The sequence below is a fragment of the Priestia sp. VA7 genome, assembly GCF_055710015.1.
The window spans coordinates 420672-441542 of the sequence record NZ_JBVQPN010000003.1 but is presented as its reverse complement, the minus strand read 5'-3'; the positions used below and the strand labels follow the sequence as shown (position 1 = coordinate 441542).

At 37.2% G+C, this 20871-nt stretch carries 25 protein-coding genes; 9 read left to right on the top strand and 16 right to left on the bottom strand.

The features are described 5' to 3' along the window. The first annotated feature begins 106 nt into the window (after positions 1 to 106). Positions 107 to 571, top strand: coding sequence for a DUF4306 domain-containing protein (locus tag AC0C45_RS15005; protein ID WP_223260182.1), 465 nt, complete (start codon positions 107 to 109; stop codon positions 569 to 571). 55 nt (positions 572 to 626) lie between these two features. Here AC0C45_RS15005 and AC0C45_RS15000 read toward each other — a convergent pair whose 3' ends face one another. Continuing rightward, entirely contained in the window at positions 627 to 1730 is a 1104-nt protein-coding gene (locus AC0C45_RS15000; RefSeq protein ID WP_016764746.1) for a citrate synthase/methylcitrate synthase, read from the bottom strand. A 409-nt stretch (positions 1731 to 2139) separates the two neighbouring features. Here AC0C45_RS15000 and AC0C45_RS14995 point away from each other — a divergent pair, with 409 nt between their 5' ends. Beyond that, complete coding sequence (locus AC0C45_RS14995; RefSeq protein WP_013083830.1) at positions 2140 to 3054, top strand: LysR family transcriptional regulator; 915 nt, start codon at positions 2140 to 2142, stop codon at positions 3052 to 3054. Between the two features lie 112 nt (positions 3055 to 3166). Here AC0C45_RS14995 and AC0C45_RS14990 read toward each other — a convergent pair whose 3' ends face one another. Beyond that, positions 3167 to 4084: a DMT family transporter gene (locus AC0C45_RS14990; protein WP_047932504.1), complete on the bottom strand. Its 918-nt coding sequence runs from the start codon at positions 4082 to 4084 to the stop codon at positions 3167 to 3169. A gap of 144 nt (positions 4085 to 4228) precedes the next feature. Between AC0C45_RS14990 and pdxR the strand changes: the two genes are divergently transcribed. Next, the gene (pdxR, locus tag AC0C45_RS14985; protein ID WP_472928237.1) at positions 4229 to 5662 is read left to right on the top strand and encodes a MocR-like pyridoxine biosynthesis transcription factor PdxR; all 1434 of its coding nucleotides are present in this window, start codon (positions 4229 to 4231) and stop codon (positions 5660 to 5662) included. A gap of 85 nt (positions 5663 to 5747) precedes the next feature. Here the strand turns inward: pdxR and AC0C45_RS14980 are convergent, their stop codons facing one another. The 3 genes from AC0C45_RS14980 to AC0C45_RS14970 all read right to left on the bottom strand — a co-directional run bounded on the left by AC0C45_RS14980 (position 5748) and on the right by AC0C45_RS14970 (position 7842). Then, positions 5748 to 6572 (bottom strand): STAS domain-containing protein, encoded by an 825-nt coding sequence (locus tag AC0C45_RS14980; RefSeq protein WP_047932508.1) that lies wholly within the window; start codon positions 6570 to 6572, stop codon positions 5748 to 5750. Further along, positions 6559 to 7224, bottom strand: coding sequence for a cobalamin B12-binding domain-containing protein (locus AC0C45_RS14975; protein WP_034650750.1), 666 nt, complete (start codon positions 7222 to 7224; stop codon positions 6559 to 6561). Before AC0C45_RS14975 ends, AC0C45_RS14980 begins: the two co-directional genes overlap by 14 nt. A gap of 354 nt (positions 7225 to 7578) precedes the next feature. Further along, positions 7579 to 7842, bottom strand: a complete 264-nt coding sequence (locus AC0C45_RS14970) for a hypothetical protein (RefSeq protein WP_074894949.1) — start codon at positions 7840 to 7842, stop codon at positions 7579 to 7581. Positions 7843 to 7994: 152 nt separating this feature from the next. On the opposite strand from AC0C45_RS14970, the gene ytvA reads away from it, so the two are divergent. Further along, positions 7995 to 8777: a YtvA family blue-light photoreceptor gene (gene ytvA / locus AC0C45_RS14965; protein WP_034650748.1), complete on the top strand. Its 783-nt coding sequence runs from the start codon at positions 7995 to 7997 to the stop codon at positions 8775 to 8777. 238 nt (positions 8778 to 9015) lie between these two features. Then, positions 9016 to 9849 carry an STAS domain-containing protein gene (locus tag AC0C45_RS14960; protein WP_034650745.1) on the top strand — a complete coding sequence of 278 codons (834 nt, stop codon included), beginning with the start codon at positions 9016 to 9018 and terminating at the stop codon, positions 9847 to 9849. Positions 9850 to 9885: 36 nt separating this feature from the next. Here AC0C45_RS14960 and AC0C45_RS14955 read toward each other — a convergent pair whose 3' ends face one another. The 4 genes from AC0C45_RS14955 to AC0C45_RS14940 all read right to left on the bottom strand — a co-directional run bounded on the left by AC0C45_RS14955 (position 9886) and on the right by AC0C45_RS14940 (position 11880). Continuing rightward, complete coding sequence (locus tag AC0C45_RS14955; protein WP_237892518.1) at positions 9886 to 10362, bottom strand: hypothetical protein; 477 nt, start codon at positions 10360 to 10362, stop codon at positions 9886 to 9888. A gap of 138 nt (positions 10363 to 10500) precedes the next feature. Then, entirely contained in the window at positions 10501 to 10977 is a 477-nt protein-coding gene (locus tag AC0C45_RS14950) for a hypothetical protein (RefSeq protein ID WP_014459392.1), read from the bottom strand. 259 nt (positions 10978 to 11236) lie between these two features. Then, positions 11237 to 11527 (bottom strand): GNAT family N-acetyltransferase, encoded by a 291-nt coding sequence (locus tag AC0C45_RS14945; RefSeq protein WP_280168563.1) that lies wholly within the window; start codon positions 11525 to 11527, stop codon positions 11237 to 11239. 20 nt (positions 11528 to 11547) lie between these two features. Continuing rightward, on the bottom strand, positions 11548 to 11880 hold the full coding sequence (locus AC0C45_RS14940; protein WP_280168564.1) for a hypothetical protein: 333 nt from the start codon (positions 11878 to 11880) through the stop codon (positions 11548 to 11550). Positions 11881 to 12077: 197 nt separating this feature from the next. On the opposite strand from AC0C45_RS14940, the gene AC0C45_RS14935 reads away from it, so the two are divergent. Continuing rightward, complete coding sequence (locus AC0C45_RS14935) at positions 12078 to 12341, top strand: GlsB/YeaQ/YmgE family stress response membrane protein (protein WP_013083841.1); 264 nt, start codon at positions 12078 to 12080, stop codon at positions 12339 to 12341. A gap of 168 nt (positions 12342 to 12509) precedes the next feature. Further along, positions 12510 to 12695: an aspartyl-phosphate phosphatase Spo0E family protein gene (locus tag AC0C45_RS14930; RefSeq protein WP_013057763.1), complete on the top strand. Its 186-nt coding sequence runs from the start codon at positions 12510 to 12512 to the stop codon at positions 12693 to 12695. A 43-nt stretch (positions 12696 to 12738) separates the two neighbouring features. Here the strand turns inward: AC0C45_RS14930 and AC0C45_RS14925 are convergent, their stop codons facing one another. Further along, entirely contained in the window at positions 12739 to 13554 is an 816-nt protein-coding gene (locus tag AC0C45_RS14925; protein ID WP_034650734.1) for an STAS domain-containing protein, read from the bottom strand. A 350-nt stretch (positions 13555 to 13904) separates the two neighbouring features. Here AC0C45_RS14925 and AC0C45_RS14920 point away from each other — a divergent pair, with 350 nt between their 5' ends. Beyond that, the gene (locus AC0C45_RS14920) at positions 13905 to 14174 is read left to right on the top strand and encodes a GlsB/YeaQ/YmgE family stress response membrane protein (protein ID WP_013083843.1); all 270 of its coding nucleotides are present in this window, start codon (positions 13905 to 13907) and stop codon (positions 14172 to 14174) included. 279 nt (positions 14175 to 14453) lie between these two features. Here the strand turns inward: AC0C45_RS14920 and AC0C45_RS14915 are convergent, their stop codons facing one another. From AC0C45_RS14915 to AC0C45_RS14905, 3 genes are all read right to left on the bottom strand, one after another. Continuing rightward, the gene (locus tag AC0C45_RS14915) at positions 14454 to 14870 is read right to left on the bottom strand and encodes a YhfM domain-containing protein (protein ID WP_016764756.1); all 417 of its coding nucleotides are present in this window, start codon (positions 14868 to 14870) and stop codon (positions 14454 to 14456) included. A gap of 288 nt (positions 14871 to 15158) precedes the next feature. After that, on the bottom strand, positions 15159 to 16589 hold the full coding sequence (gene aspA, locus AC0C45_RS14910; RefSeq protein ID WP_013057771.1) for an aspartate ammonia-lyase: 1431 nt from the start codon (positions 16587 to 16589) through the stop codon (positions 15159 to 15161). Positions 16590 to 16609: 20 nt separating this feature from the next. After that, positions 16610 to 17593, bottom strand: a complete 984-nt coding sequence (locus AC0C45_RS14905; protein WP_034650732.1) for an asparaginase — start codon at positions 17591 to 17593, stop codon at positions 16610 to 16612. Positions 17594 to 17860: 267 nt separating this feature from the next. On the opposite strand from AC0C45_RS14905, the gene AC0C45_RS14900 reads away from it, so the two are divergent. After that, positions 17861 to 18217 carry a helix-turn-helix domain-containing protein gene (locus AC0C45_RS14900; RefSeq protein WP_013057773.1) on the top strand — a complete coding sequence of 119 codons (357 nt, stop codon included), beginning with the start codon at positions 17861 to 17863 and terminating at the stop codon, positions 18215 to 18217. A gap of 23 nt (positions 18218 to 18240) precedes the next feature. Here the strand turns inward: AC0C45_RS14900 and AC0C45_RS14895 are convergent, their stop codons facing one another. The 3 genes from AC0C45_RS14895 to AC0C45_RS14885 form a co-directional block, all read right to left on the bottom strand. Further along, complete coding sequence (locus AC0C45_RS14895) at positions 18241 to 18633, bottom strand: hypothetical protein (protein ID WP_047932515.1); 393 nt, start codon at positions 18631 to 18633, stop codon at positions 18241 to 18243. Positions 18634 to 18779: 146 nt separating this feature from the next. Further along, positions 18780 to 18950 carry a hypothetical protein gene (locus AC0C45_RS14890; protein ID WP_013083852.1) on the bottom strand — a complete coding sequence of 57 codons (171 nt, stop codon included), beginning with the start codon at positions 18948 to 18950 and terminating at the stop codon, positions 18780 to 18782. A gap of 286 nt (positions 18951 to 19236) precedes the next feature. After that, positions 19237 to 20727 (bottom strand): MFS transporter, encoded by a 1491-nt coding sequence (locus tag AC0C45_RS14885; protein WP_237892522.1) that lies wholly within the window; start codon positions 20725 to 20727, stop codon positions 19237 to 19239. Between the last annotated feature and the right edge of the window lie 144 nt (positions 20728 to 20871).

Here is a 20871-nt window from a genome sequence, read left to right as displayed (position 1 = left end):
TTTTATGAAACCATTCCAATAGGACTTTTTTTACTTTCAAAACCTGCTATAATAATTTTCGGACTTGTATTAACAAAAGATGGTTATTGAGAGGAGCTTTCTATACGTGTCAATAAAATGCATGACGCAGCTATTTGCAAGTTGTTTTGTTTTTTTACTTTCCTCAGTCGCTACTTGGTATAACGGCTCTTCGATGCTTGAAGGACCTTTATCAGCCAGTTTGACCGGAGGGCTAACAAAGTCCTCGGCGGTTCATCACTATTCTCACATCGATTATTTGTTATATACAATTAAATTCCACCCTCAATTTCCAATTATGATGATGGTGAGCGGAATTTATTTGATTGTATTACTATCTATTATTGGCTTCAAAAAGCGGTATGGATTGATTAGCTCCTGCTGTTTATGTATCACAGCTCTCTTATGCTACAGCAGCTATAAACTTTCACATACCCCTACCGAAGGTGAGCACGCCATGATTACCTCTAGCTTAGCTGCAGCAAGTTTATGCTTAGCAGTCGGATTATTCTATTTATTAAAGCGATTTTATTCTCAAAAAGAATATATTTAACCATATGAAAAAAACGTCGGATCTACCGACGTTTTTTATGTGAAATCAGTTGTATTTATTGATTTTGTTCAACTGGCGTATAACCTATATACGCAGACTGAGGTCGGTAAATACGATTGTTTTCTGACTGCTCTACGACATGAGCTGTCCAGCCAACTACACGGCTTGCTGTGAAGGTTGGGGTGAATAGTTCAGACGGAAGCTCAACCGCTTTCATAACCGCTGCAGCGAAATATTCTACATTAGTATAAATGCCTCTACCCGGCTTGTATTCATTGAGTAATTCAATGGTTTTATCTTCAATTTTAACAATTAAATCAAATAGCCCGTTATCTCCTGAGATTTGTTTCGATACTTCTTTTAATGCTTCTGCTCTTGGATCATGTGTACGATAAACGCGATGACCAAATCCCATGATTTTCTCTTTATTATCTAATTTTTTACGAACCCAAGGCTCAATATTCTCTTCACTTCCAATTTCATCAAACATGGTAATAACACCAGAAGGAGCTCCTCCGTGAAGCGGACCTTTCATCGCGCCAATTGCTCCGCAAATAGCTGAAACCATGTCAGATTCGGTAGATGAAATAACGCGTGATGAGAAGGTCGAGGCGTTCATCCCATGCTCAATTGTCAAAACAAAATATGCGTTCAGCGCAGTAACCAAACTTTGATCTGGAATTTCTCCGTTAATCATATATAAATAGTTTGCTACATGATCCAAATGCTCGTTAGGCTCTACCACTTCTAAATCATTCATTTTACGATACCAATAGGCAATAATGGTAGGTGTGACCGCTGTAATCGCAAGTGCCTGCTCCTTTGTCGGAGGCCAGCTGTATGAAGGGTCTCCTAAAGCTGAGATACATGTGCGAAGCGCGCTCATCACTTCTGTATCTTTTGGCAAACAGTCCATTAATGCAACAATATTAGCCGGAAGCGTACGATGAGTCACCATTTTTTGTTTAAATGCTTTTAACTCATCATGATTTGGCAGCGTGCCGTTCCAAATTAAATAAGAAACTTCTTCAAAAGAATAATTGATCGCCAAATCTTTTGCCCAATATCCGCGATAAATCAGCTGACCTTTCTCTCCATCAACATGCCCTACTTTTGTTTCAGCTGCAACGATTCCTTCTAATCCTTTAACGTATGTCATCTCAACCACTCCCCCAATTATTTTTAACAAACCGGCCCTTTTTTCTATGTACGGCTCGTTTGCAGAATGAATAGACTCACCTTAGTGGTGCACTATACCATTTTATTCCTCTTTCTTAATTGTCAGAACAGTATACAAAATGAACATTTCAACACGTGTTATTTCTGCGCTCGCGGCTTTGTTTTACGGGAGAAAAAAATATTTTTCTAGGATTTTTTTCGAGGGTACTTTTTTGTTAACGCTTACAAATATGCGGGTTTCTAACGTATTTAGAGGAATTTGATGTGCTATTTTTGGATGAATCACTATTCACTTCCTTATGTAAGAGTTTACATTTATTTGAATCATAAGTAAAATAGATAAATAGAATAAATAGTATGAAAACTAAGAATACTAGTGAGGAGAATTTATGGATATTCGAGAACTGCAACATTTCATGGAAGTAGTTAATCAAAAAAGTTTCACGAAAGCAGCAGCTGCAATTCACTTGTCTCAGCCAGCATTAAGTAAAATTGTAAAAAAACTAGAAGAAGAACTCGGCGTAGATCTTTTTGATCGCTCTACTCGAAAGCTGACGTTAACCGATGCAGGACAGATTGTGTATGGGCAAAGCCAAAAGCTGGTATCCACTCTTCACGAGCTGCATGCTCTGTTAGATGATTTACGAAATCTCCCTACAGGAGATATTAAAGTAGGAATTCCTCCTTTAGTAGGGACTGTTGTTTTCCCGATGATTGCAAAAAACTTTACATCAAAACATCCTCAGGTGAAATTAGAGCTTGTGGAGCTTGGCGCAAAGCGAATTGTCGAACTTGTAGAAAACGAACAAGTAGACCTTGGCATTATCGTGTTGCCTATTCAAAATCCTCTTTTTCACGTCTATCCGTTTATTGAAGAAGAGTTTAATTTATACATTCATCATGAGCATCCGCTGGCAGCTAAATCAATCGTTGCTTTGAGCGAGCTTAGAGAAGAACCGTTTGTCCTGTTCAGCAAAGATTTCTCTCTTCATGATCGCATTATTCACGAGTGCATTCAAGCGGGTTTTCATCCGAAAATAGCATATGAAAGTTCGCAATGGGATTTGATTATTGAACTAGTCGCTTCTGAATTAGGTATTGCAATTTTACCAAAGTCCGTGTTTCCAAAGATCAATAACCCTTTTATTAAAAGTATTCCAATTGCCGCACCTACTCCAATGTGGGAGCTTGGCATCATTTTGAAAAAAGATCGCTATATGTCATATGCTACACGGGAGCTTTTATCCTTCCTAGTAGACCAAGATATCATTTTACCGTCTCATACGATGTCAGCAAACTCTTAACAAAAAAGCCTCTTCTTTCATTAGGAAGAGGCTTTTAGTCATCTTTTATATCTTTCTTCAATTTTTTTGTCTTGCGATCAACTAAAAACAAGTCAGCAAATGGCGACTTGTTTTACAGCTGCTTTTTGAATAGCACACTTTTTTTAAAATGTACTCCCAAAGCTTCACGATTGGCCATAAACACTCCTATTAAAATAAGAAGGCCTCCGCCAATAATAGAAGGCGTGATAGCTTCATTTAAGACTACATAGCCGATTAACACCGCGATTAAAGGAGATACATACAACCAAGTAGATGGAAAAATGGGATTTGTTTGGGCGATGAGCCAATAATATAAGCCGTGTCCAGCAATTGAACCAACAAAAATTAAATATACAATAGACCATACTGCGTTCCGAGGCATAATAGTTGAAACATGGGTTTGCTCTGTACATAAAGATAGCACCAGCAGAAATATTCCCCCGTAAAACATTTGAATACCGTTAATTAAAAATGGTGACACTTCTTTTAGTTCATTTAACAAAGCTTTCGAATAATTGCTGCCTATACCGTAAAATACCTCTCCTATTATGATAATGATACACCCTAACGTCCACGAATAAGACATAGTGGCTGTCACATTTGGAAGTGAAATGCAAATAACACCGGTAAAAGCCAGAAGCAAAGCGAATAACTGCTCTTTTTTTAATTCCATTTTTCTTTGCATCACTTGAATAAGCAATATCATCATGGGGCCAGTAGCAGATAAAACAGCTGCAAGACCCGATGTCACATGTTGTTCTGCCCAATAGAGCGTTGAAAATGTCATAAAGGTCAAACAAAACCCTACCATCATCACTTTTTTTGAAAATAATAACGAGCGTCGAACGTCTTTTTTATATGCAAAGTACGAGATTACTAAGATTCCTGCTAAAAGAAACCGAGTTCCAGCTGAGAAAAGTGGAGGCATTCCTGCTTCAATCCCTAATTTAATAGTTAAAAATGTCGTCCCGAAAATAAAACAGATAAGTACGTAATTAATAATAATCATATATCTTCCTCCTTTAAATATGCCACGAGTATAAAAGAAAGGAAGTATAACAGTAAAACCTTGACTATAACAGTTGCTATTTTTTCAGTTGCGCCCATGCTTATTTTGAGGTTAACTAAAGAAAAAGAATAGTTAGGTGACACAATGAGATTTAATGTACATAAAAAATCTTCTACCCCCATTTATCAGCAAATCTATGAGCAGATTCGTTATCGCATCCAAACGAGCATGATAAAACCTGGTGATCAGCTCCCTTCTTTACGAAAGCTATCACAAGAGTTAGAAATAAGCTTATTAACGGTACGAAAAGCGTATCAGCTCTTACAAAAATCAGGATTAATCGTAATACAGTCAGGAAAAGGAGCTTTTGTTAGAGGGGTTACTAAACGTTCTTCCAAGGTATTAAATAATTTTTCATGGCAAGATGAATTAAACGTAAATATCACGCGCTCTCAGTACAGCTTAAATCGTGATCGTAAATATTATGATTTCTCTCAGGCTATTCTTTTCCCTCGCCTCCTTCCTAATCAGTTTTTAGCGCAAGAAATGCAAAGTCTGTTACGTACCAATGAGCTTGTTTTAGCCAGATACGGTCCAATTCAAGGAGATCGGGAGCTTCGCATGGAGCTTTCTTCTTATTTACAGAGAGAGCAAGGAATAAAAGCTGAGCCTCATGAAATTATGATTACAAGTGGCGCTCAGCAAGGTATTGATTTAATTGCTCAAACGCTTTTAAAGCCAGGGGATACGGTTATAGTAGAGAGTCCATGCTATGGAGCTGCAATTGATGTCTTCACCAATAAAGGTGTTAACGTCATTTCAATTGAACTAGATGAAGAAGGAATACAATCTGATTTAGTAGAAGAAGTCTGCCAAAAAATAAAACCTTCGCTTTTGTACGTGAACCCTTCTTTTCAAAACCCTACAGGTATACTAATGAGCAGACAGCGTCGCAAAGAACTAGTTGATTTGGCCGAATTGTATCACTTTTTTATTGTTGAAGATGATTCGTTTGGAGAGATTTATTTCGATGATATATCGGTGCCTCCACCGATCAAAACGTTTGATAAAAATGGGCATGTTTTGTTCTTGAAGGGGTTTAGTAAAACGTTGGCTCCAGGACTTCGAATAGGATTACTTTATGCACAAGGTTCTGTATTTGATTGGCTATATGCGGTTAAAGCACTGATGGATATTGGTAGTCCCTTATTAACTCAAAAAGCCGTGCTAGCTTTTTTGCGCACTGAGCGAATGAAACATCACATGGAAAAACTGAGGACCGCTTTGCAACTGAGAAGAGATCATGCAAGCGATCTGCTTTCGTCTCTTTCCGAATCCGTTCAATTCCAAGTTCCTAAAGGAGGATTCAACTTATGGTTAAAACTGCCTCAAAAAGTAAACACATTTGGGTTATTAAAAAAAGCCCAGGAGCACAATATCTGCTTTTTACCTGGTGAAGCTTGTTTTGTTCACAAACCGCTTCATGCTTACATTCGAATAAGCTATTCCCTCCTTAGTGATACTGATTTGAACACAGGACTTCAACGTCTTAACACCATTCTTTCAGCTGAAATATAAAAAGATTCTTTAATAGATGTTTAATTATAAGAAGAGAAGTGTATACAGAAAGAGGAGAAGAATAACTTTCTTCTCCTCCACTCTTTTAACTCACATTTTTATTCACAGCAATAATTTCACTCAGGTTATTCATATAAATAATTTGGTCACCAAACGTTCTATTTTTCAAAGCAGCCGTATGGTGCGGCTTCATGCCAATAATATAGCATGTGATACCCATGAGATAAAAGGACTGCATAAAGCCTGCAAAAGCTTGGATTCCTTCGGTCGTTAATATATCTAGTCCTCCAAAGTCAAATAGAAGCGTGGTGTAATTTCCTTCATGTGCAAAGTTTTGCAAAATGGACGTATTTTCAGCTACAAGATCTGTATCTAAGTCTCCAAAAAGAGGTATAAGTCCTACTTTAGAGGATAATTTAATAAAAGAAGCGGACAATTGCTTAATTTTCTGTAATGATTTTTCAAGACGTTCTTTTTGTTCAAGCAGTTCAAAATCTGTATCTGCTAATCGTTTCCGATGGTCTTGAACAAGACTCGTTAGCTCTTGTATACGTTCATCTTGGCGAATACAAACTAAATGACCTATATCGCTATCCCATTGAATTAAGCATTCAAACAGTGAATAAGGCGAATCATTGGTTTGCATCACAAGCTCTACTTTCTGAATAGCCTGGCCTCGGCTTTGGACAAGCGTTTGCTCATCATGGGGTTCGTCTACAGATAATTCTCGAGAATCTTTTTGGCGCAAGCTTAAAAACTTTCTCGCCTTTTCTTGACTAAATACGTCTACAAGATCTAAAAAATTAGCTGAAGGCTTAAATAAATGACCTGATTGTTGCGACCATTCCAAAATATTAAATTCAGTATCCACTAAAAAGTAAGGAATTGGAACATATTCAAGCATCGACATTAACTTCCACTCCTTTGTGATAACTGAGTAACCAGTTATTTAGTTGGTAAAGATCCGGAATTAGGCGTGTATGCTCAGAACAGTAAGAACGGAAATCAATTTGAGAAACTAAACGCCCTCCTACCATTACCGTTGGTCTTGGTTCTAATTTGTCCAAAGTTTTGGTATATTCAGCAAGCCTCTCAATATGATAAGGGATGCTGACAGATAATCCTACCATGTGCGGCTTCCATTCTATAGCCATTTTCTCAGCGTATTCCAGAGGGAGATTGGCCCCTAAAAAGCGAGTATTCCAACCATGTTCCTCAAACAATAAAGCCACCATCTTTAAACCAATGAAGTGCTGTTCTTGTTCCAAGCATAGAAGCAGTGCTCTTGGAGCGGTGTCTGAAGCGTGTCCCTGAATTTTTTTATAAAAGCGATAGCGAGTTAGCACATAATCACATGTCGTAGTTGCCACATGCTCATCAGCTACAGAAATGATATTTTCTTCCCACATATCTCCAGTTACTCGCATTGCGGTTGTAATTAAATTTTCATAAATATCTAGGCTGTTCTTTCCCTGTTGGATTTCTTCCAGCACAATTTCCCAAGCGCTGTCTTGATCACCAGCTAATAAATAGCCTACAAATTTTTGTACTTGAGATTTCATTGTTTCACCTCAGTAAACGTAAAGCTTTTAAGAAACTTGAATAAAAGCTTCTCGTCTCTCTTTTTCAAGATCGCCTAAAATGTATACCATTTTTAGACTAACACATGTTGCCAATAGCAACAACATAAAAATAGAATAATAACTTTTTATTTTACTACACTCAGTAAAATATGACTAGTATTTCTCTAAATATTCTCCTTTCCCTTTTATTTATGAAAAACACCTCGGCATTTTGTACCGAGGTGTTTTTCAAGTTGTTATCATTTCGTCGGCTAAAAGAATGTAAGTGCGTCTCTTTTTCTTTTATGCATCTTTCCTTTTTTCCACTTTCAATAGACTTTCAAACATATGTATTTATGACTCTTCTGCTCCGACCATAATACTGATAAGATAGAGCGCTGCCATAACTGAGCCGATTGTATTGCATATCAAATGAATATATTGGCTGGTCGCTATAAACAAGTACAAGCTTAGCGACAGCAGCACCGTTCCGAACAAAAAAGACCATTTAAATAATGACAGTGGCCGGTTAAACTTTAGACGCAAACAAAAAATGAGAATAAAGCCTACTAGCGCCATCACAAAGAAACTAACATTAAATAAATTGATGGTTATCACGTTTGTTCACACTCCCTTTGCCCCTGAAACTATTATAACATATTTTTCCTTATCTCCATTCTTTCTCTAGGAGCGAACGCGTCGAAAATTGTTTTTTTAATGTGTTTATGTCACAATATTTTTATAAAAATTCCAAGGAATGAGGGAATGCATTGACTACACCTGAAGCTCAAGATTCAAAATGGTCCATTTTAAATAAAGCCCTTCATAGCTCACAATCTGGCATTATCGTGACAGACCCTTCTTTGCCTGATAACCCAATTATTTACCTCAATCAAGGGTTTTCTCTTATGACCGGCTATGAGGAAGAAGAAGTATTAGGAGAAAATTGCCGTTTTCTACAAGGGCCTCTTACAAACCTGCACCACATTGATGAAATTCGCAGCGCTATTAGCCGCAATCAATCAGTTTCTGTTACGCTCGTTAATTATCGAAAAGACGGCTCTTTCTTTCATAATCAGCTAACGATTGACCCGACATATATAGAAGAAGAAGATAAATACTACTTTATTGGTGTTCAAAAAGATGTAACAATAGAGATTACAGCCCAGGAACAGCTACAGCAAGCTTTAGAAGAAGTTGAAAGGCTATCCACCCCTATCGTGCCAATAGAGGAAGGAATCTCTGTTCTTCCATTAATCGGAACGTTAAACGAACGGCGTATAGAAATGCTATTTAATAGCTTCACCTCGCGTAACACAAGCAGCAAAGATCGTTATTTAATCCTAGACGTCTCAGGGTTAGCTCGATTTAATGATTCATTCGGCCGTGATATTCTTAATATTTACAATTGGCTGAAGCTCATGGGAACTCAGCTTGTTCTAACAGGAATTTCTCCTGACATGGCCATACATATGAGCACTATGGAAGATGATATGTCCTTTATTTTAGTCTATCAAAGCATTAAAGATGCCTTACCCAAGCTAAAGCTATAAGCACAAGAAGTGTTTCTTTATGAAAAATAGGTAAAATGCATGAATATGGTAGTTAATAAATGTTCATTTTTTAATAAATTGGGTTTGAGAGTATACAGTTAGGGAAAACAAGGCGTATAGGAAAATAAATGCGCTTCATAATGGATTTATTTATAAGCATCCTCACTCTAGATCAGGGGATGCTTTTATGCCTTTATTTATAAATCAATTAGACTATACATATATAAGGAGAGTCTTCATGCATAAAAATCAGGACTTATATCATTTTTTCAAAGAACATTCTCTTCAATTAACTGAAGACTGGTACAATCAGCTCGACGATGAAAATGAGTTCTCTGTCTATTCGAGTAAAAATCCAGCAATTGTGAAAGAACTGAAGCAGCAAAATCAAGATTATTTTCAGCATTTATTTGACGTGTTTATAAAGGATGAGGAGTATTTTTTTTCAGATTTTCAGCAGTGGTCGATAGAACTAGCGCGTGATCCAAAGCATTTAAGTACGCCTCTTCACTTTATTATTCGAGAATATTTTAATTCACAAAAAATTGCCGTCAATTACTTAAAGAAGTTTATCTCTTTGCATTCGAATGAAGTAAGCGCAGATAAGATATTTATGTGGTATGACATTATTGTTAAAGCTTTTGATCTATCTATTTATATCTTTATTCAAGAATATCATAAAAATACGCAAGAACAGCTGAACGCTCAGAAAGAGTTAATTAATGAATTAAGTTCTCCTGTGATCATGCTTCAAAATAAAGTTGCACTTCTGCCTCTTGTGGGGGATATTGGAACGGTCAAAAGTCAGTTTATTTTAGAAAACACGCTTCAGCAATGCTCGAAAAAAGACGTTGAACATTTATGTATTGACCTGCTCGGTGTAGCTACAATTGATACGATGATGGCACAAGAGATTTTTAATTTGGTAAAAGCTCTTCGTTTAATTGGTGTGCAAACAATTTTATCTGGAATTCGACCGGAAATTTCTCAAACTGCCATTCGCTTAGGGCTTTCATTTGAACATGTTAAAACTACTTCTTCTCTTGCACAAGCACTTAATTCTATTGGTTAAGCATATGGCTCTCTATTACAGCATAGAGAGCCCTATCTATGGTGTTTCAAATTTTACTGGAGTGTAATAGACACGCCCGATTAGCTTTTTTCCTTTGTTATCTTTCCAATCCGCTACGACTATATACCGATCACTGCGAGAGGCAGAATCTACTGTAATAGCAGATGTTTTTTTTATGTCCTTTTTTTCTACTATGTTTTCATAAATAGACTGATTACGAATTTGTTTGTAATAAAGGGCATTAGGTTTTTTACCATCTATTTTAATGGACACTTGACCACCTTCAGAGACGGGAATACTATCTTTCATAACAATTTGTCTAAAATTTTTTCGTTCGCCAAAATCAGCTTCACATTCGGTCCAGCAAAAGAATAAGGGCTTGATGATGGCTTCTTTGCCTTCGGCTATTATTTTTATAGCGGGTGGATAAGAATCTTCAAGCGTTTCAGCTGTAGGAATCTGACATGCGGCTAATGAAAACAAACTAAATAGGATAATCACCACTTTCTTCATACTATGTCCTCCCTTTTTTGTAAACGTGGTGCACGTAACCGAGTGGATACATAATATACTCTTTCGCCTGCAACCAAAAGATTCCTTTTATAATCAACAAAAAAACAGCTGCCTATTTGTTTAGACAGCTGTTCTGTTCTATTTACTTAGCATGCTTATTTCTTTTTTCATATCTTTTTCTACATATTCCATTAAATCAGATACATAAGTTTGAAGTGGTTTTGTTGCGTCTTTGTGATCATTCATCGTTAATTCATAGATGCTATCGATATTATCAATCATCAGTTCCATATCATCGATGACGCCCGTATGCTTATACATCGTTTTCATCGTAGGATCAAGGGAAGCTAATTCATTATATTCATAGTTTATAGTATTTGAAATATCATCGAGTTCATTGATAAATTGCTTTTTGGTTTTTTTTTCGGCCATAAGCTGATTATACTCTTTAAAAGCAGTTTGAAGGTTTTTCTGAGAGGCAGTCAATACTTTCAGCTGTTCTCGTCCTAAATAATAATCATAAATACTAGTAACAGTAAAATATCCCCCAAATGTGAGCGCGATTCCGACAACCAAACCTATCCAAAACGTGCTCGTTTTAAAAAAATGTTTCATAATGACTCCTTTTATCTGTGTTCTATGTACAACACTAGCTCATGCTGCTGCTTTTTCCTAGGATACACCAAAAACGAAGTGGAAGCTACACTTTTTTAAAAATTTGTCGAAATTTGTCTCTTTTCTCACAAACCGCAGCACATTATGTTCCATCTCTATTTCTCCATCTATATACATCAAATTCGTTAACCGCTGTAAAACCAATTTTTTCATAAGTTGGCTTTCCTGCACTTGTAGCATGCAAAATACACGTATCCGCCTATTTTTTTGCTTCAGTAATAACTTCCTTCAAATATGCGGTGGCCAGGCCTTTTCTCCTCATATGTCTAGCTGTAGTGATACAATACAAACCCGCTGTACCGTCATAAAAAAAGAGAGACCCAGCTACAGCTGGCCGGTTGTGATAAAGGCCCAGATATAACTGATATTGGTCAGCGTGCTGCATAAGCTCCCTAAACCTTTCAAAAAATTCAGCTTGATATTCTTTTGGTTTTTGATAGCCGTCTATATATACCGTGATCCATTCTTTCAGTTCAGCTTCTGTGCGCACTCGCTTACATTGAAACCCTTCTACTCCTGTATGTATTCTTTTTCTTGAATGTGCTGAATCATTCCGATCCATTTTTCATAAGGAACAAATCCATTTTTATGAAGAACTGGACCAAGGTTATCATATGAAGATGGACCAACAATCCATAGAGGTTCCTCCCCTTGCGGAGGGCATATCCTCAACGCAGGCTCAATATGACGGGTTCCTGCATATATGCCCCGATTGTAAGGAGATGCAGAAATCCATTTAATTTCTGATGTATCCACCTTCACAGATTTCTTCGTATGCTGAAAATACATCCAATGCTGAATCAAGTGCTGTTCTACTACCTCGCTTTGATTTTTTATTTTCACTTCATGTCTCCTTTCTCTTCAAAACTATGTTCCTTTTTCTATTATATACTAGTTAGTCTATTTTCTATGACTCTATCGCAGTTCTTAAATTCTTTTACAAGTTTTTTTTATTTTTTTGCTATTCCATGAATAGTTTTCTTTTAAGTGGGGTATTAACCTATATAAGCAATACATCATTAAAAAGGAGGATGATATTTATGTCATTTTTATGGGCACTTATTGTAGGTGGTATTATTGGGTGGCTTGCCGGATTAATTACGGGAAGAGACGTTCCGGGAGGTATTATTGGTAACATTATTGCCGGTTTTATCGGTTCTTGGTTAGGTTCAGCTATCTTTGGAAGCTTCGGACCGGTTGTAGGTGGATTTGCTATTATTCCTGCTATTATTGGATCAATCATCTTAGTGTTAATCGTAAGTTTCATTATGAGAAAAATGCGTGGCAGTCATAAACATGCCTAATAAATTATTATATTAGAAAAAGAACCTCTGTTAAAAAAGAGGTTCTTTTTTTATATGAAAAATTCTTAAAATTTACTATTTTTAATTTCATAATATTGAAAAATAAACCTATTAATGTTAATTTAACCATAATCACTCATAATCACTATAGAAAAAAGAGGAATTAACATGCTGCTTTCAACCCACTCAAAAGACAAATCCATGTACCAAATACTAATAGAAGAAATCGAACAGACACGAACGTTAATGATTCAAACGGCTGTCCGTGAAGGAATGACAAGTCCTAACACACTTCAAGTTAGTCAATCATTAGATGCTTTATTAAATAAGCTTCAAATTTTCTTCTACCAATAAAAGCCCATGATATGGTTACATACTCATGGGCTTTTGTGTTGTATTAGTCCGCTTGATTAACGTGTTCCACTGCTTGGTGAAGGCTACTGAAAGTCGTAATGTCAGCCAAATCTAACCCTAAGTTCACCATCGTCTGAGCAATTTCAGCCCGAATCCCGCTTAAAACCACTTGAATTCCTAATAATCTTAAAGCACCGATTACTTTAAAAATTTGGTCCGCTACCATCGTATCAATAATTGGAACCGCGTATAAATCAATAATCAACCAATTTAGCTTGTAGTCGCTGCCGTGTTGAAGCGCATTTTCCATTAGAATTTGAGCGCGATTTGTATCTAAATCGCCAACAAGAGGAATCACGCCAATTTCTTTCGTAATGCGTACCACAGGAATTGAAAGTTCATCAATTGCATAGCGAGCCGATTGGATTTTGTTTGCAAAGTCGGTCATATATGATTTACTAACCCAGTGTACGGCCTTATCTACTACTACGTTGAAACGAGAAATAACTTGATAGAAGGCATCAAACGTAAACGTTTCAGCTTTTGCTTCTTCTTTAATAATTTCCCCGATAAGATTTCGGTAATAGCTGATTTCTTCTAATGCTACATCCAACGGAAGCTGAAGGACAACGAGTAAATTCGCTACTTCTCTTCCCCACTCCTCAAGCACTTCAAAGTTTTTTGTATCATTTGTTGAGACAGAATCAGCATATATTTGAATTAAATGAACGCGCCACGGTTCTAACTGTTGTTGAATATCTTTTTCTTCATAATTTTTTTGTTTTGAGAACTCTTCTTTTTTTTCTAGAATTAAATTCGTAATGTGTTTAAGCTTTTTATCTAATAATAATGACTCCATATTGTTCTCCCGTTAAGAATTTGTTTAATTAAAATGATATCACAAATACCGTTAAAAAAAGTAAAACTAAGGGAAAAAGCTTTAAAAAATGAACCGGATGTCCCTTTTTGCGAATAGAATGAGCTAAATTGAATCTAAAACGTACATAAGCTGAACTTCTCTCCTTCCTTTTATCGTTACTTTCACAGTGAATTCTCATACATAACTCTTCAGTTTAATGGTGGGCTATCTTAGCATATATGATAAATAGATGAAAAAATGTAAACGGGTTTGCAGCAAGCATGTCGCATGACAGGATGTGTTTTAGGAAAGAATGAAAAGGAATTCCCTATAAAAAGGAGGTTAGGTATATGTCATTTATTTGGACGCTTATTGTTGGAGGACTTATCGGCTGGCTTGCTGGTGTGTTAACGGGACGAGATGTTCCAGGTGGAATTATCGGAAACATCATTGCTGGTTTCATTGGAGCATGGTTAGGCTCTCTAATTTTTGGAGATTTCGGTCCAGAGATCGGCGGATTCGCAATTGTTCCTGCTATTATTGGTGCTGTTATTTTAGTCTTAATTGTGAGTTTTGTTTTACGCAAAATGCGCGGAAATAACAATCATCGACATGCCTGAATGAAAAAGAGAAATCAGCGTCTTGATTTCTCTTTTTTCCTTACTTCTTGTAGTAAAATATTTTAACAATGACCTACCTGTAAGTGTAATTCTTTATTGCTACATTTAATAATTGCGGCTTGTCACCTCTCACATTTAATACTTCTACACCCTCATATCAAGCGCGTTAGTAATGAGCAGCTCTGGACCTTCAAGATCATCAAGCATATCGGTGAAGATAGCTTCGATATGAACAAGTGAAGTTTTAGCTTTCATTGGACATTGTTGTATAGCTGCTTTCTATTTCGGCTCTACTAATTCAATAAATGATCTTGCTTGTTTGCCCTTTAACTGTGCGTAGTGTGTATCTGTAGCTAATTCAACGGTTTCGTTTTCTAAGTTGACCCACATGCGATAAGATTGTACCTTTATATCCTTTTTTGTTTCCACCGGTTCAAAGTGAAGAATGTAGTTAGGTTTTCGAATCATTTCAGCTTTTTCTTCTCTCCATGATACATCTTTTAACCACTGCTGCACTTTCTGCACTTGATTTTGGTCTTTCATTTTAACCGCATGGCCATATTGATTATCGGCTATGTATTTTTCGATTACGAGCTTTTGTTCAACAGTACCGCTTGAAGCACTGCTTTGCTGACATCCTGTTATCACCCAACAAATAGCAATGAGAACAACTAATCCAGACCATACTTTTTTCATTTACATCTACCTTTCTTTGTGTAATTGAAATGAGATGTTCTTGCTGAATGATGCTACCAGCTGCTCGTTTTTAAATCTCTTTTTGCATTCTCCTTTCTTCATCTAAATCCCTGCTTCATTTGCTCAAAAAAACTGAATCCCCGAAAGGATCCAGTTTTTCGTTACGATTCGACATCTTCTATGACATGAACAGCGCGAATAGCAGCGTTTACTTTTGTATGTTGAATGCGCTCAGTCATTCAGCAAATGTCTTTATAAAAAAACGGCTTCCTTATGGAAGCCGTTTTTTTACTGACGATCAAACAATGAACTTCCTGCAATACCAGGGTTCGTCATTTCAAATGGATTTAAAATAAGATCTAATTCCTCTTCTGTTAACACATCGTATTGAAGGCAAAGCTCACGAATTGGTTTTCCTGTTAAAATCGCTTCACGCGCAATACGCGATACGACTTCATAGCCTAAGTGAGGGTTAACAGCTGTAATAATTCCTACGCTTTTTTCTACATATTCTTTCATGCGCGTTTCGTTTGCTTCAATTCCTGCTAAACAGTGATCTGTAAAGCTTCTGAAACCGTTGTTCATGATGCTGATTGATTGAAGCAAGTTAAATACAAGCACAGGTTCCATGACGTTAAGCTCCATCTGACCTGCTTCTGAAGCAAGAGAGATTGTTTGGTCATTTCCCATTACTTGAAACGCAATTTGATTGATTAATTCAGCCATAACCGGGTTTACTTTTCCTGGCATGATTGAAGAACCAGGCTGACGAGCAGGAAGGCTGATTTCTCCTAGACCTGCACGAGGTCCAGAGGCCATTAAACGCAGATCATTTGCAATTTTAGACATATTCGTCATACAGATTTTAAGCGCTGCAGATACTTCTGTATAAGCATCTGTATTTTGAGTAGCGTCTACTAAATGCTCTGCATGCACAAGCGGCAGACCACTGATATCCGCTAAGTGTTTGACTACATTTTCAATATAGCGAGGATCTGCATTTAAGCCTGTTCCAACAGCTGTCGCCCCCATATTTACTTCATGCAAGTGGTCACGCGTTGCGCTGATACGCTTAATGTCGCGCGCTAACACGCGGCTGTATGCTTCAAACTCTTGACCAAGACGAACGGGTACAGCATCTTGAAGGTGCGTACGGCCCATTTTAATTACATGATCAAATTCTTGCGCTTTTCGTTTAAACACATCATGCATGTCATTCATTGTAACAAGAAGTTTATTTAATAAGTTCAGCGTTGAAATATGGATAGCCGTTGGAAATACATCATTTGTTGACTGAGACATATTCACATGGCTGTTAGGACTTAATTTACCATATTCCCCTTTGTTATTTCCCATAATTTCAAGAGCACGGTTCGCAATAACTTCATTGGCATTCATATTCATTGACGTTCCTGCTCCGCCTTGAATAGGGTCAACAATAAAGTATTCATGCCACTGACCTGCTAAAATCTCATCAGCTGCTTGAACAATTGCATTTCCAATACCTTCATATAAGCGCTTTGTATCCATATTTGCAAGCGCTGCCGCTTTTTTTACAATAGCAAGCGCTTTAATCATTTCTTCATGTACTTTATAACCCGTAATCGGAAAATTTTCTACGGCACGTGCGGTTTGTACACCGTAGTATACGTCTGCTGGGATTTGTTTTTCTCCTAGAAAATCAGCTTCTGTACGATATCCTGCTGTTTCTTGTTTCATAGCTGTACCTGCTTTCTTTTTTAATTAATATCTTCTGCAATCGATGTTTCCATCATCTTTTTAACTTGGTGAGGATCTTTGGTTTGTCCGAGCACCCACATTAATTTAGGAACAATGGCTTCTGTGTTCATGTTTTTTGAGCGAACGACGCTGTCATGATTAATCATTCGGCCCACTTCATAAATGCCCATGTCTTCTCCTTCTTCAAGACACTGAGTCGTAATGACAACGGATACACCATGGTTTGTTAACTCAACAAGCTTGGCTAAAATGTTGCGAACTTGAAATGGAATACCTCCACTTCCATAGCTTTCAACAACAACGCCTTGATATACATCCTTTAATCCATCGAAAAATTCGGGTTTAATGCCGGGAAACAGTTTAACAACCGCTACATCCGTACAAAGAGATGTATTAACCGTCAACTCTTCTTTACTAGAGTGAACGGATTTTGTATATTCCACCGTATTATCATGAATAGACGCCACGTATGGATAATTAATGCTTTCAAATGCATCATAGCTTTTTGTACGAAGCTTGATTGCTCTTGTACCTTGAATCACACGACCGTCAAAGATTACATAAACTCCGCCTGTTTCTTCACATGCAAAGCGAATCGCATCTGCAATGTTGCGCTTCGCGTCCGTTTTACTAAATGAAATAGGAATTTGAGATCCGGTAATCGCAATTGGTTTTTTAGAATGCTGAAGCATGTAAGAAAGAGCTGCCGATGTGTAGGCCATTGTATCAGTTCCATGGGTAATAACAAAACCATCGTATTCATTATAATGCTCTTCAATCGCTTTTGCCATCTCTATCCAACATTCTGGCTGCATATTTGTACTATCAAGATTCATAAGAGATTTGCTGTCAATTTGACAGTGTTCATTTAAATCAGGTATGTAGCTTAGTAATTGATCCGGCTCCATTCCAGGAACAAGTCCATTTTCACCTTCAAGTGAAGCGACCGTTCCACCAGTTGATAACAATAATAGTTTTTTCAAAACTGACATCCCCTTTGCTTAATTTTTGTAAAAAAACCTGACAATCTATCAAATAAATTATATTCATTTCGCGTACTTCACCTGTAATTATAGTAACCAAAAATCAATAAATCAAGAGAAAAATTATTCGTTTCGCGTACACTTTTCTCTGCAGCAATGATATAATGAATAAAAATGTAAATTAGCTCACGGTTTGATTACAAAGATCTGCGCGCGAGCTGAATGCCTCGGTTTTTTACATACTACACCTACAAAGGAGCGTCATGAATGTTAAGCAGATTAGCTCAACTCAGGAAAGAAAAAAAATGGTCTCTTCAATATACAGCTGACCAGCTTGAAATTGCTAAAAGCACCTACGCAGGATACGAATCTGGCTATCGTCGTCCTTCTCTTGAAGCACTCGTTACAATCGCAGAACTATTTGATACATCAACAGACTACTTGCTAGGTAAGGAAAAGGAACCTCACTCTCTTTCAGATGCACCCATCGAATTAACATCGCCTCAAACTCATACGATTACGGTCGACGGTGCGGAACTATCTCAAGAAGAAATTCAGCAGCTGACGGCTTTTATTCGTGCTAAAAGACAAATTGAAAAAGAAACTGCACCTTCTTCAATTTAAAGAAGATTAGAAGCAGGGCGCTTCTAATCTTCTAGCTGCATTTCTAAATACCCTACTACTTCTTTTGTTATTTCCTCTTCTGTTTCTTCCAGCAGCTCGCCGGTTATCTTGCTGCCTGGGAGCTTCCTCGAAGAACGGATGCCCCAAAACGTGCGTACACAGTGCCAGATAGGAATAAAAAGACTGTCTAAAAACTCATCTTTTTCGAAAATACCCACTTGAATAGTGGCGTGGTAACCGGGCTGAAAAGGATTTTCTCCTTCACGGATCACTTTTACAGAAATCTCCATCCCTTTTTTTTCAAAAGCTTCTTTATATTGTGCATATATTGATTTGAGAAGTTCTTGCATAGATTTTTCAACTGTATGTATATGTTGTTCTAACTGCGGCGTAAATTGTTTTGCTGGGTATTCCATCTATTTCCCTCTTCTTTCCGTTCCCTATCCCTTATTTTAGCGACTTTCATTTTATTGTATCATAAGAAAAGCTTTTATCTGTCTAGCAGAAAACCCCGCTTTTTTATAGAAAAGCGGGGTTCATACATACCTTTATTAGCAATAGCCTACATTGCTTTATCTTGTTTAGAAGATGATTTTAATTTCTTATTTTTAGTTGGATCTGGCTCATTAGAAGACATGATGATGTTTCCTTCGCCGTTGCACACTTTGCACTTTATCAATCCAAATTTCTTACCGGCTCCTTGGCATTGTGGACAAACATATCGAATTGGCATAAACTGTACCTTCCTTCTTTCTAATTTATACCTGCGCCTTGAAAGCGCCTGTGGCTAGTTTATAGTTTTATTATAAGTTGTACAATCCACCCTATCAAGACGTGCCAAATTGCACATCTTTAATGGCAAGAAATCCTTCTTTTCTAAAATTCACCTGAAAAATGAGTCGATAGACAGGAAAATTTCTTTTCTTGTCAAAAGGCAATACGTCAGAGGAAGTTTCTTATTGGATATAATTAGCGATTGTTTGCGCTGAAAATTTTGCGCTTTTTCGCGAAGTTATAGGTTAAACAACCGTTTTATCTCGAATTTCTTTTGAAATGGTTACGTCTTTCCAAAGCTGTTCGTATTTATAACCCGTTAAACTTTCACAAACCGCTTTCGCTTCAGGAGTAACATCTTTCGCTCGGCCTCCCTTTTTTCTTCTTTGAATTTCAGTTAATAAGATTTTGTGATTTTCCGGACTTATTTTAAACCATATGGTTGCGATAATTCCAGCGAGAATCAAAATAGCAGGTACAATCATGAACAGCTTTTGCAAGCCGGCTAGCGTAGACGCTGACTGCTCGGCGTTTGGTACATAGCCAATATCCTTTAAGGCAACACCAACAAGAAAAATCGCAAGCGCCTGAGAAGATTTTCGAATAAACGACATCAGCCCTGCATACACGCCTTCTCTTCTTTTTGTCGTAATCATTTCATCTACATCTGATACGAACGGCAGTACATTCCATGGAATCATAATCGCTCCAGAATGACCGCTTCCTAAGAAAAATGCTGCTAAGTAAATAAGAACTAAAGAGCTGTCTGTTGTTAGGAAACTGAATAAAACAATGCCCGTTCCCCAGATGATCATGCTGAAGTTATAGGTTAATTTATTTCCTAACTTAATGGCTATGTACGTAACAAGAGGAATAAATAGCACTTGTGTAATTTGCACAAAGCTTAGGGTGTCTGCATAAATAGCTTCGCGCAGCATGTAATAGGCAATAAAATAAAAGAAAAGAGCATTAAATACATCCATTGCAATGTAAGATGCTAAGTACATAGCAAGATACACGTTAAACGACTTATTTTTAAATGCACTTCCAAAACTGATAAAAAGCTGCTTAAATTCTAACCAAAATCCGCTTTTCTTTTTTCGTTCCACTACTTCTCCGCTATCCCAAGTTCCTTTATAGACAAAAATCCATGGAAGAGCAAAAAGAAGACCAAAGATAATGCCCATGATTAAGTATCCTTGTCCACCTGGAAACGCATCAATGATTCGTTTTGGGAAGAAAGCGCCTAAAAATGAAGCGCCTTGTGAAAAGACCATGCGTATTCCCGTCATTTTTGAACGAATACTATAATCTGTCGTCATCTCCGCTGCTAGCGTATTGTAAGGAACCATGACCATACCAAACACCGTGTTAAATAAAAGATAAGCTAAGATAAAATAGGTGTATTTGAACATATGCGAGCCTTCAATAGGAATCCACAGCATACTGAACGTGATAGCAACTGGAATGATTCCAAAAAGAAAAAAGACTCTTCTTCGTCCTTTTTTTGTCTGAAGATGATCAGATATGTACCCAATGGTTGGATCTAACAAAGCATCCCACACTTTTCCAAGAGCTACAATCGTTCCTGCTTCTACAGGAGAAAGCCCGACTACATCCGTTAAAAAAACCATAAATAATGTGCCGATAATAAAAAAGGATCCTCCGCCAAACAAATCCCCAAATCCATACGCTACCATATTACGAAAGCGCACTTGTTTTGTTTTCCCTTGCATATGCAGCCCTCCCCCTGAGTAAATAGACTAGCTTCCTTTGTTATTCACTTTTTTCTATTTTACTAAACTACCCCTTGAAAAATAAGGAATATGTCACCTTTTCTACTCAAGAGAATAAGATACTTCTTGATCATATAAATAGAA

Coding starts and splice junctions, on each gene's coding strand:
- AC0C45_RS14885 (WP_237892522.1), bottom strand. CDS start 20,727: ATGCAAGGGAAAACAAAACAAGTGCGCTTTCGTAATATGGTAGCGTAT.
- AC0C45_RS14980 (WP_047932508.1), bottom strand. CDS start 6,572: ATGTCGATGCTTGAATATGTTCCAATTCCTTACTTTTTAGTGGATACT.
- AC0C45_RS14990 (WP_047932504.1), bottom strand. CDS start 4,084: ATGATTATTATTAATTACGTACTTATCTGTTTTATTTTCGGGACGACA.
- AC0C45_RS14925 (WP_034650734.1), bottom strand. CDS start 13,554: ATGGAGTCATTATTATTAGATAAAAAGCTTAAACACATTACGAATTTA.
- AC0C45_RS14995 (WP_013083830.1), top strand. CDS start 2,140: ATGGATATTCGAGAACTGCAACATTTCATGGAAGTAGTTAATCAAAAA.
- AC0C45_RS14915 (WP_016764756.1), bottom strand. CDS start 14,870: ATGAAAAAAGTATGGTCTGGATTAGTTGTTCTCATTGCTATTTGTTGG.
- AC0C45_RS14950 (WP_014459392.1), bottom strand. CDS start 10,977: ATGAAACATTTTTTTAAAACGAGCACGTTTTGGATAGGTTTGGTTGTC.
- AC0C45_RS14955 (WP_237892518.1), bottom strand. CDS start 10,362: ATGAAGAAAGTGGTGATTATCCTATTTAGTTTGTTTTCATTAGCCGCA.
- AC0C45_RS15000 (WP_016764746.1), bottom strand. CDS start 1,730: ATGACATACGTTAAAGGATTAGAAGGAATCGTTGCAGCTGAAACAAAA.
- AC0C45_RS14975 (WP_034650750.1), bottom strand. CDS start 7,224: ATGAAATCTCAAGTACAAAAATTTGTAGGCTATTTATTAGCTGGTGAT.
- AC0C45_RS14960 (WP_034650745.1), top strand. CDS start 9,016: ATGCATAAAAATCAGGACTTATATCATTTTTTCAAAGAACATTCTCTT.
- AC0C45_RS14930 (WP_013057763.1), top strand. CDS start 12,510: ATGCTGCTTTCAACCCACTCAAAAGACAAATCCATGTACCAAATACTA.
- AC0C45_RS14900 (WP_013057773.1), top strand. CDS start 17,861: ATGTTAAGCAGATTAGCTCAACTCAGGAAAGAAAAAAAATGGTCTCTT.
- aspA (WP_013057771.1), bottom strand. CDS start 16,589: ATGAAACAAGAAACAGCAGGATATCGTACAGAAGCTGATTTTCTAGGA.
- AC0C45_RS14890 (WP_013083852.1), bottom strand. CDS start 18,950: ATGCCAATTCGATATGTTTGTCCACAATGCCAAGGAGCCGGTAAGAAA.
- AC0C45_RS14895 (WP_047932515.1), bottom strand. CDS start 18,633: ATGGAATACCCAGCAAAACAATTTACGCCGCAGTTAGAACAACATATA.
- AC0C45_RS14920 (WP_013083843.1), top strand. CDS start 13,905: ATGTCATTTATTTGGACGCTTATTGTTGGAGGACTTATCGGCTGGCTT.
- pdxR (WP_472928237.1), top strand. CDS start 4,229: ATGAGATTTAATGTACATAAAAAATCTTCTACCCCCATTTATCAGCAA.
- AC0C45_RS14935 (WP_013083841.1), top strand. CDS start 12,078: ATGTCATTTTTATGGGCACTTATTGTAGGTGGTATTATTGGGTGGCTT.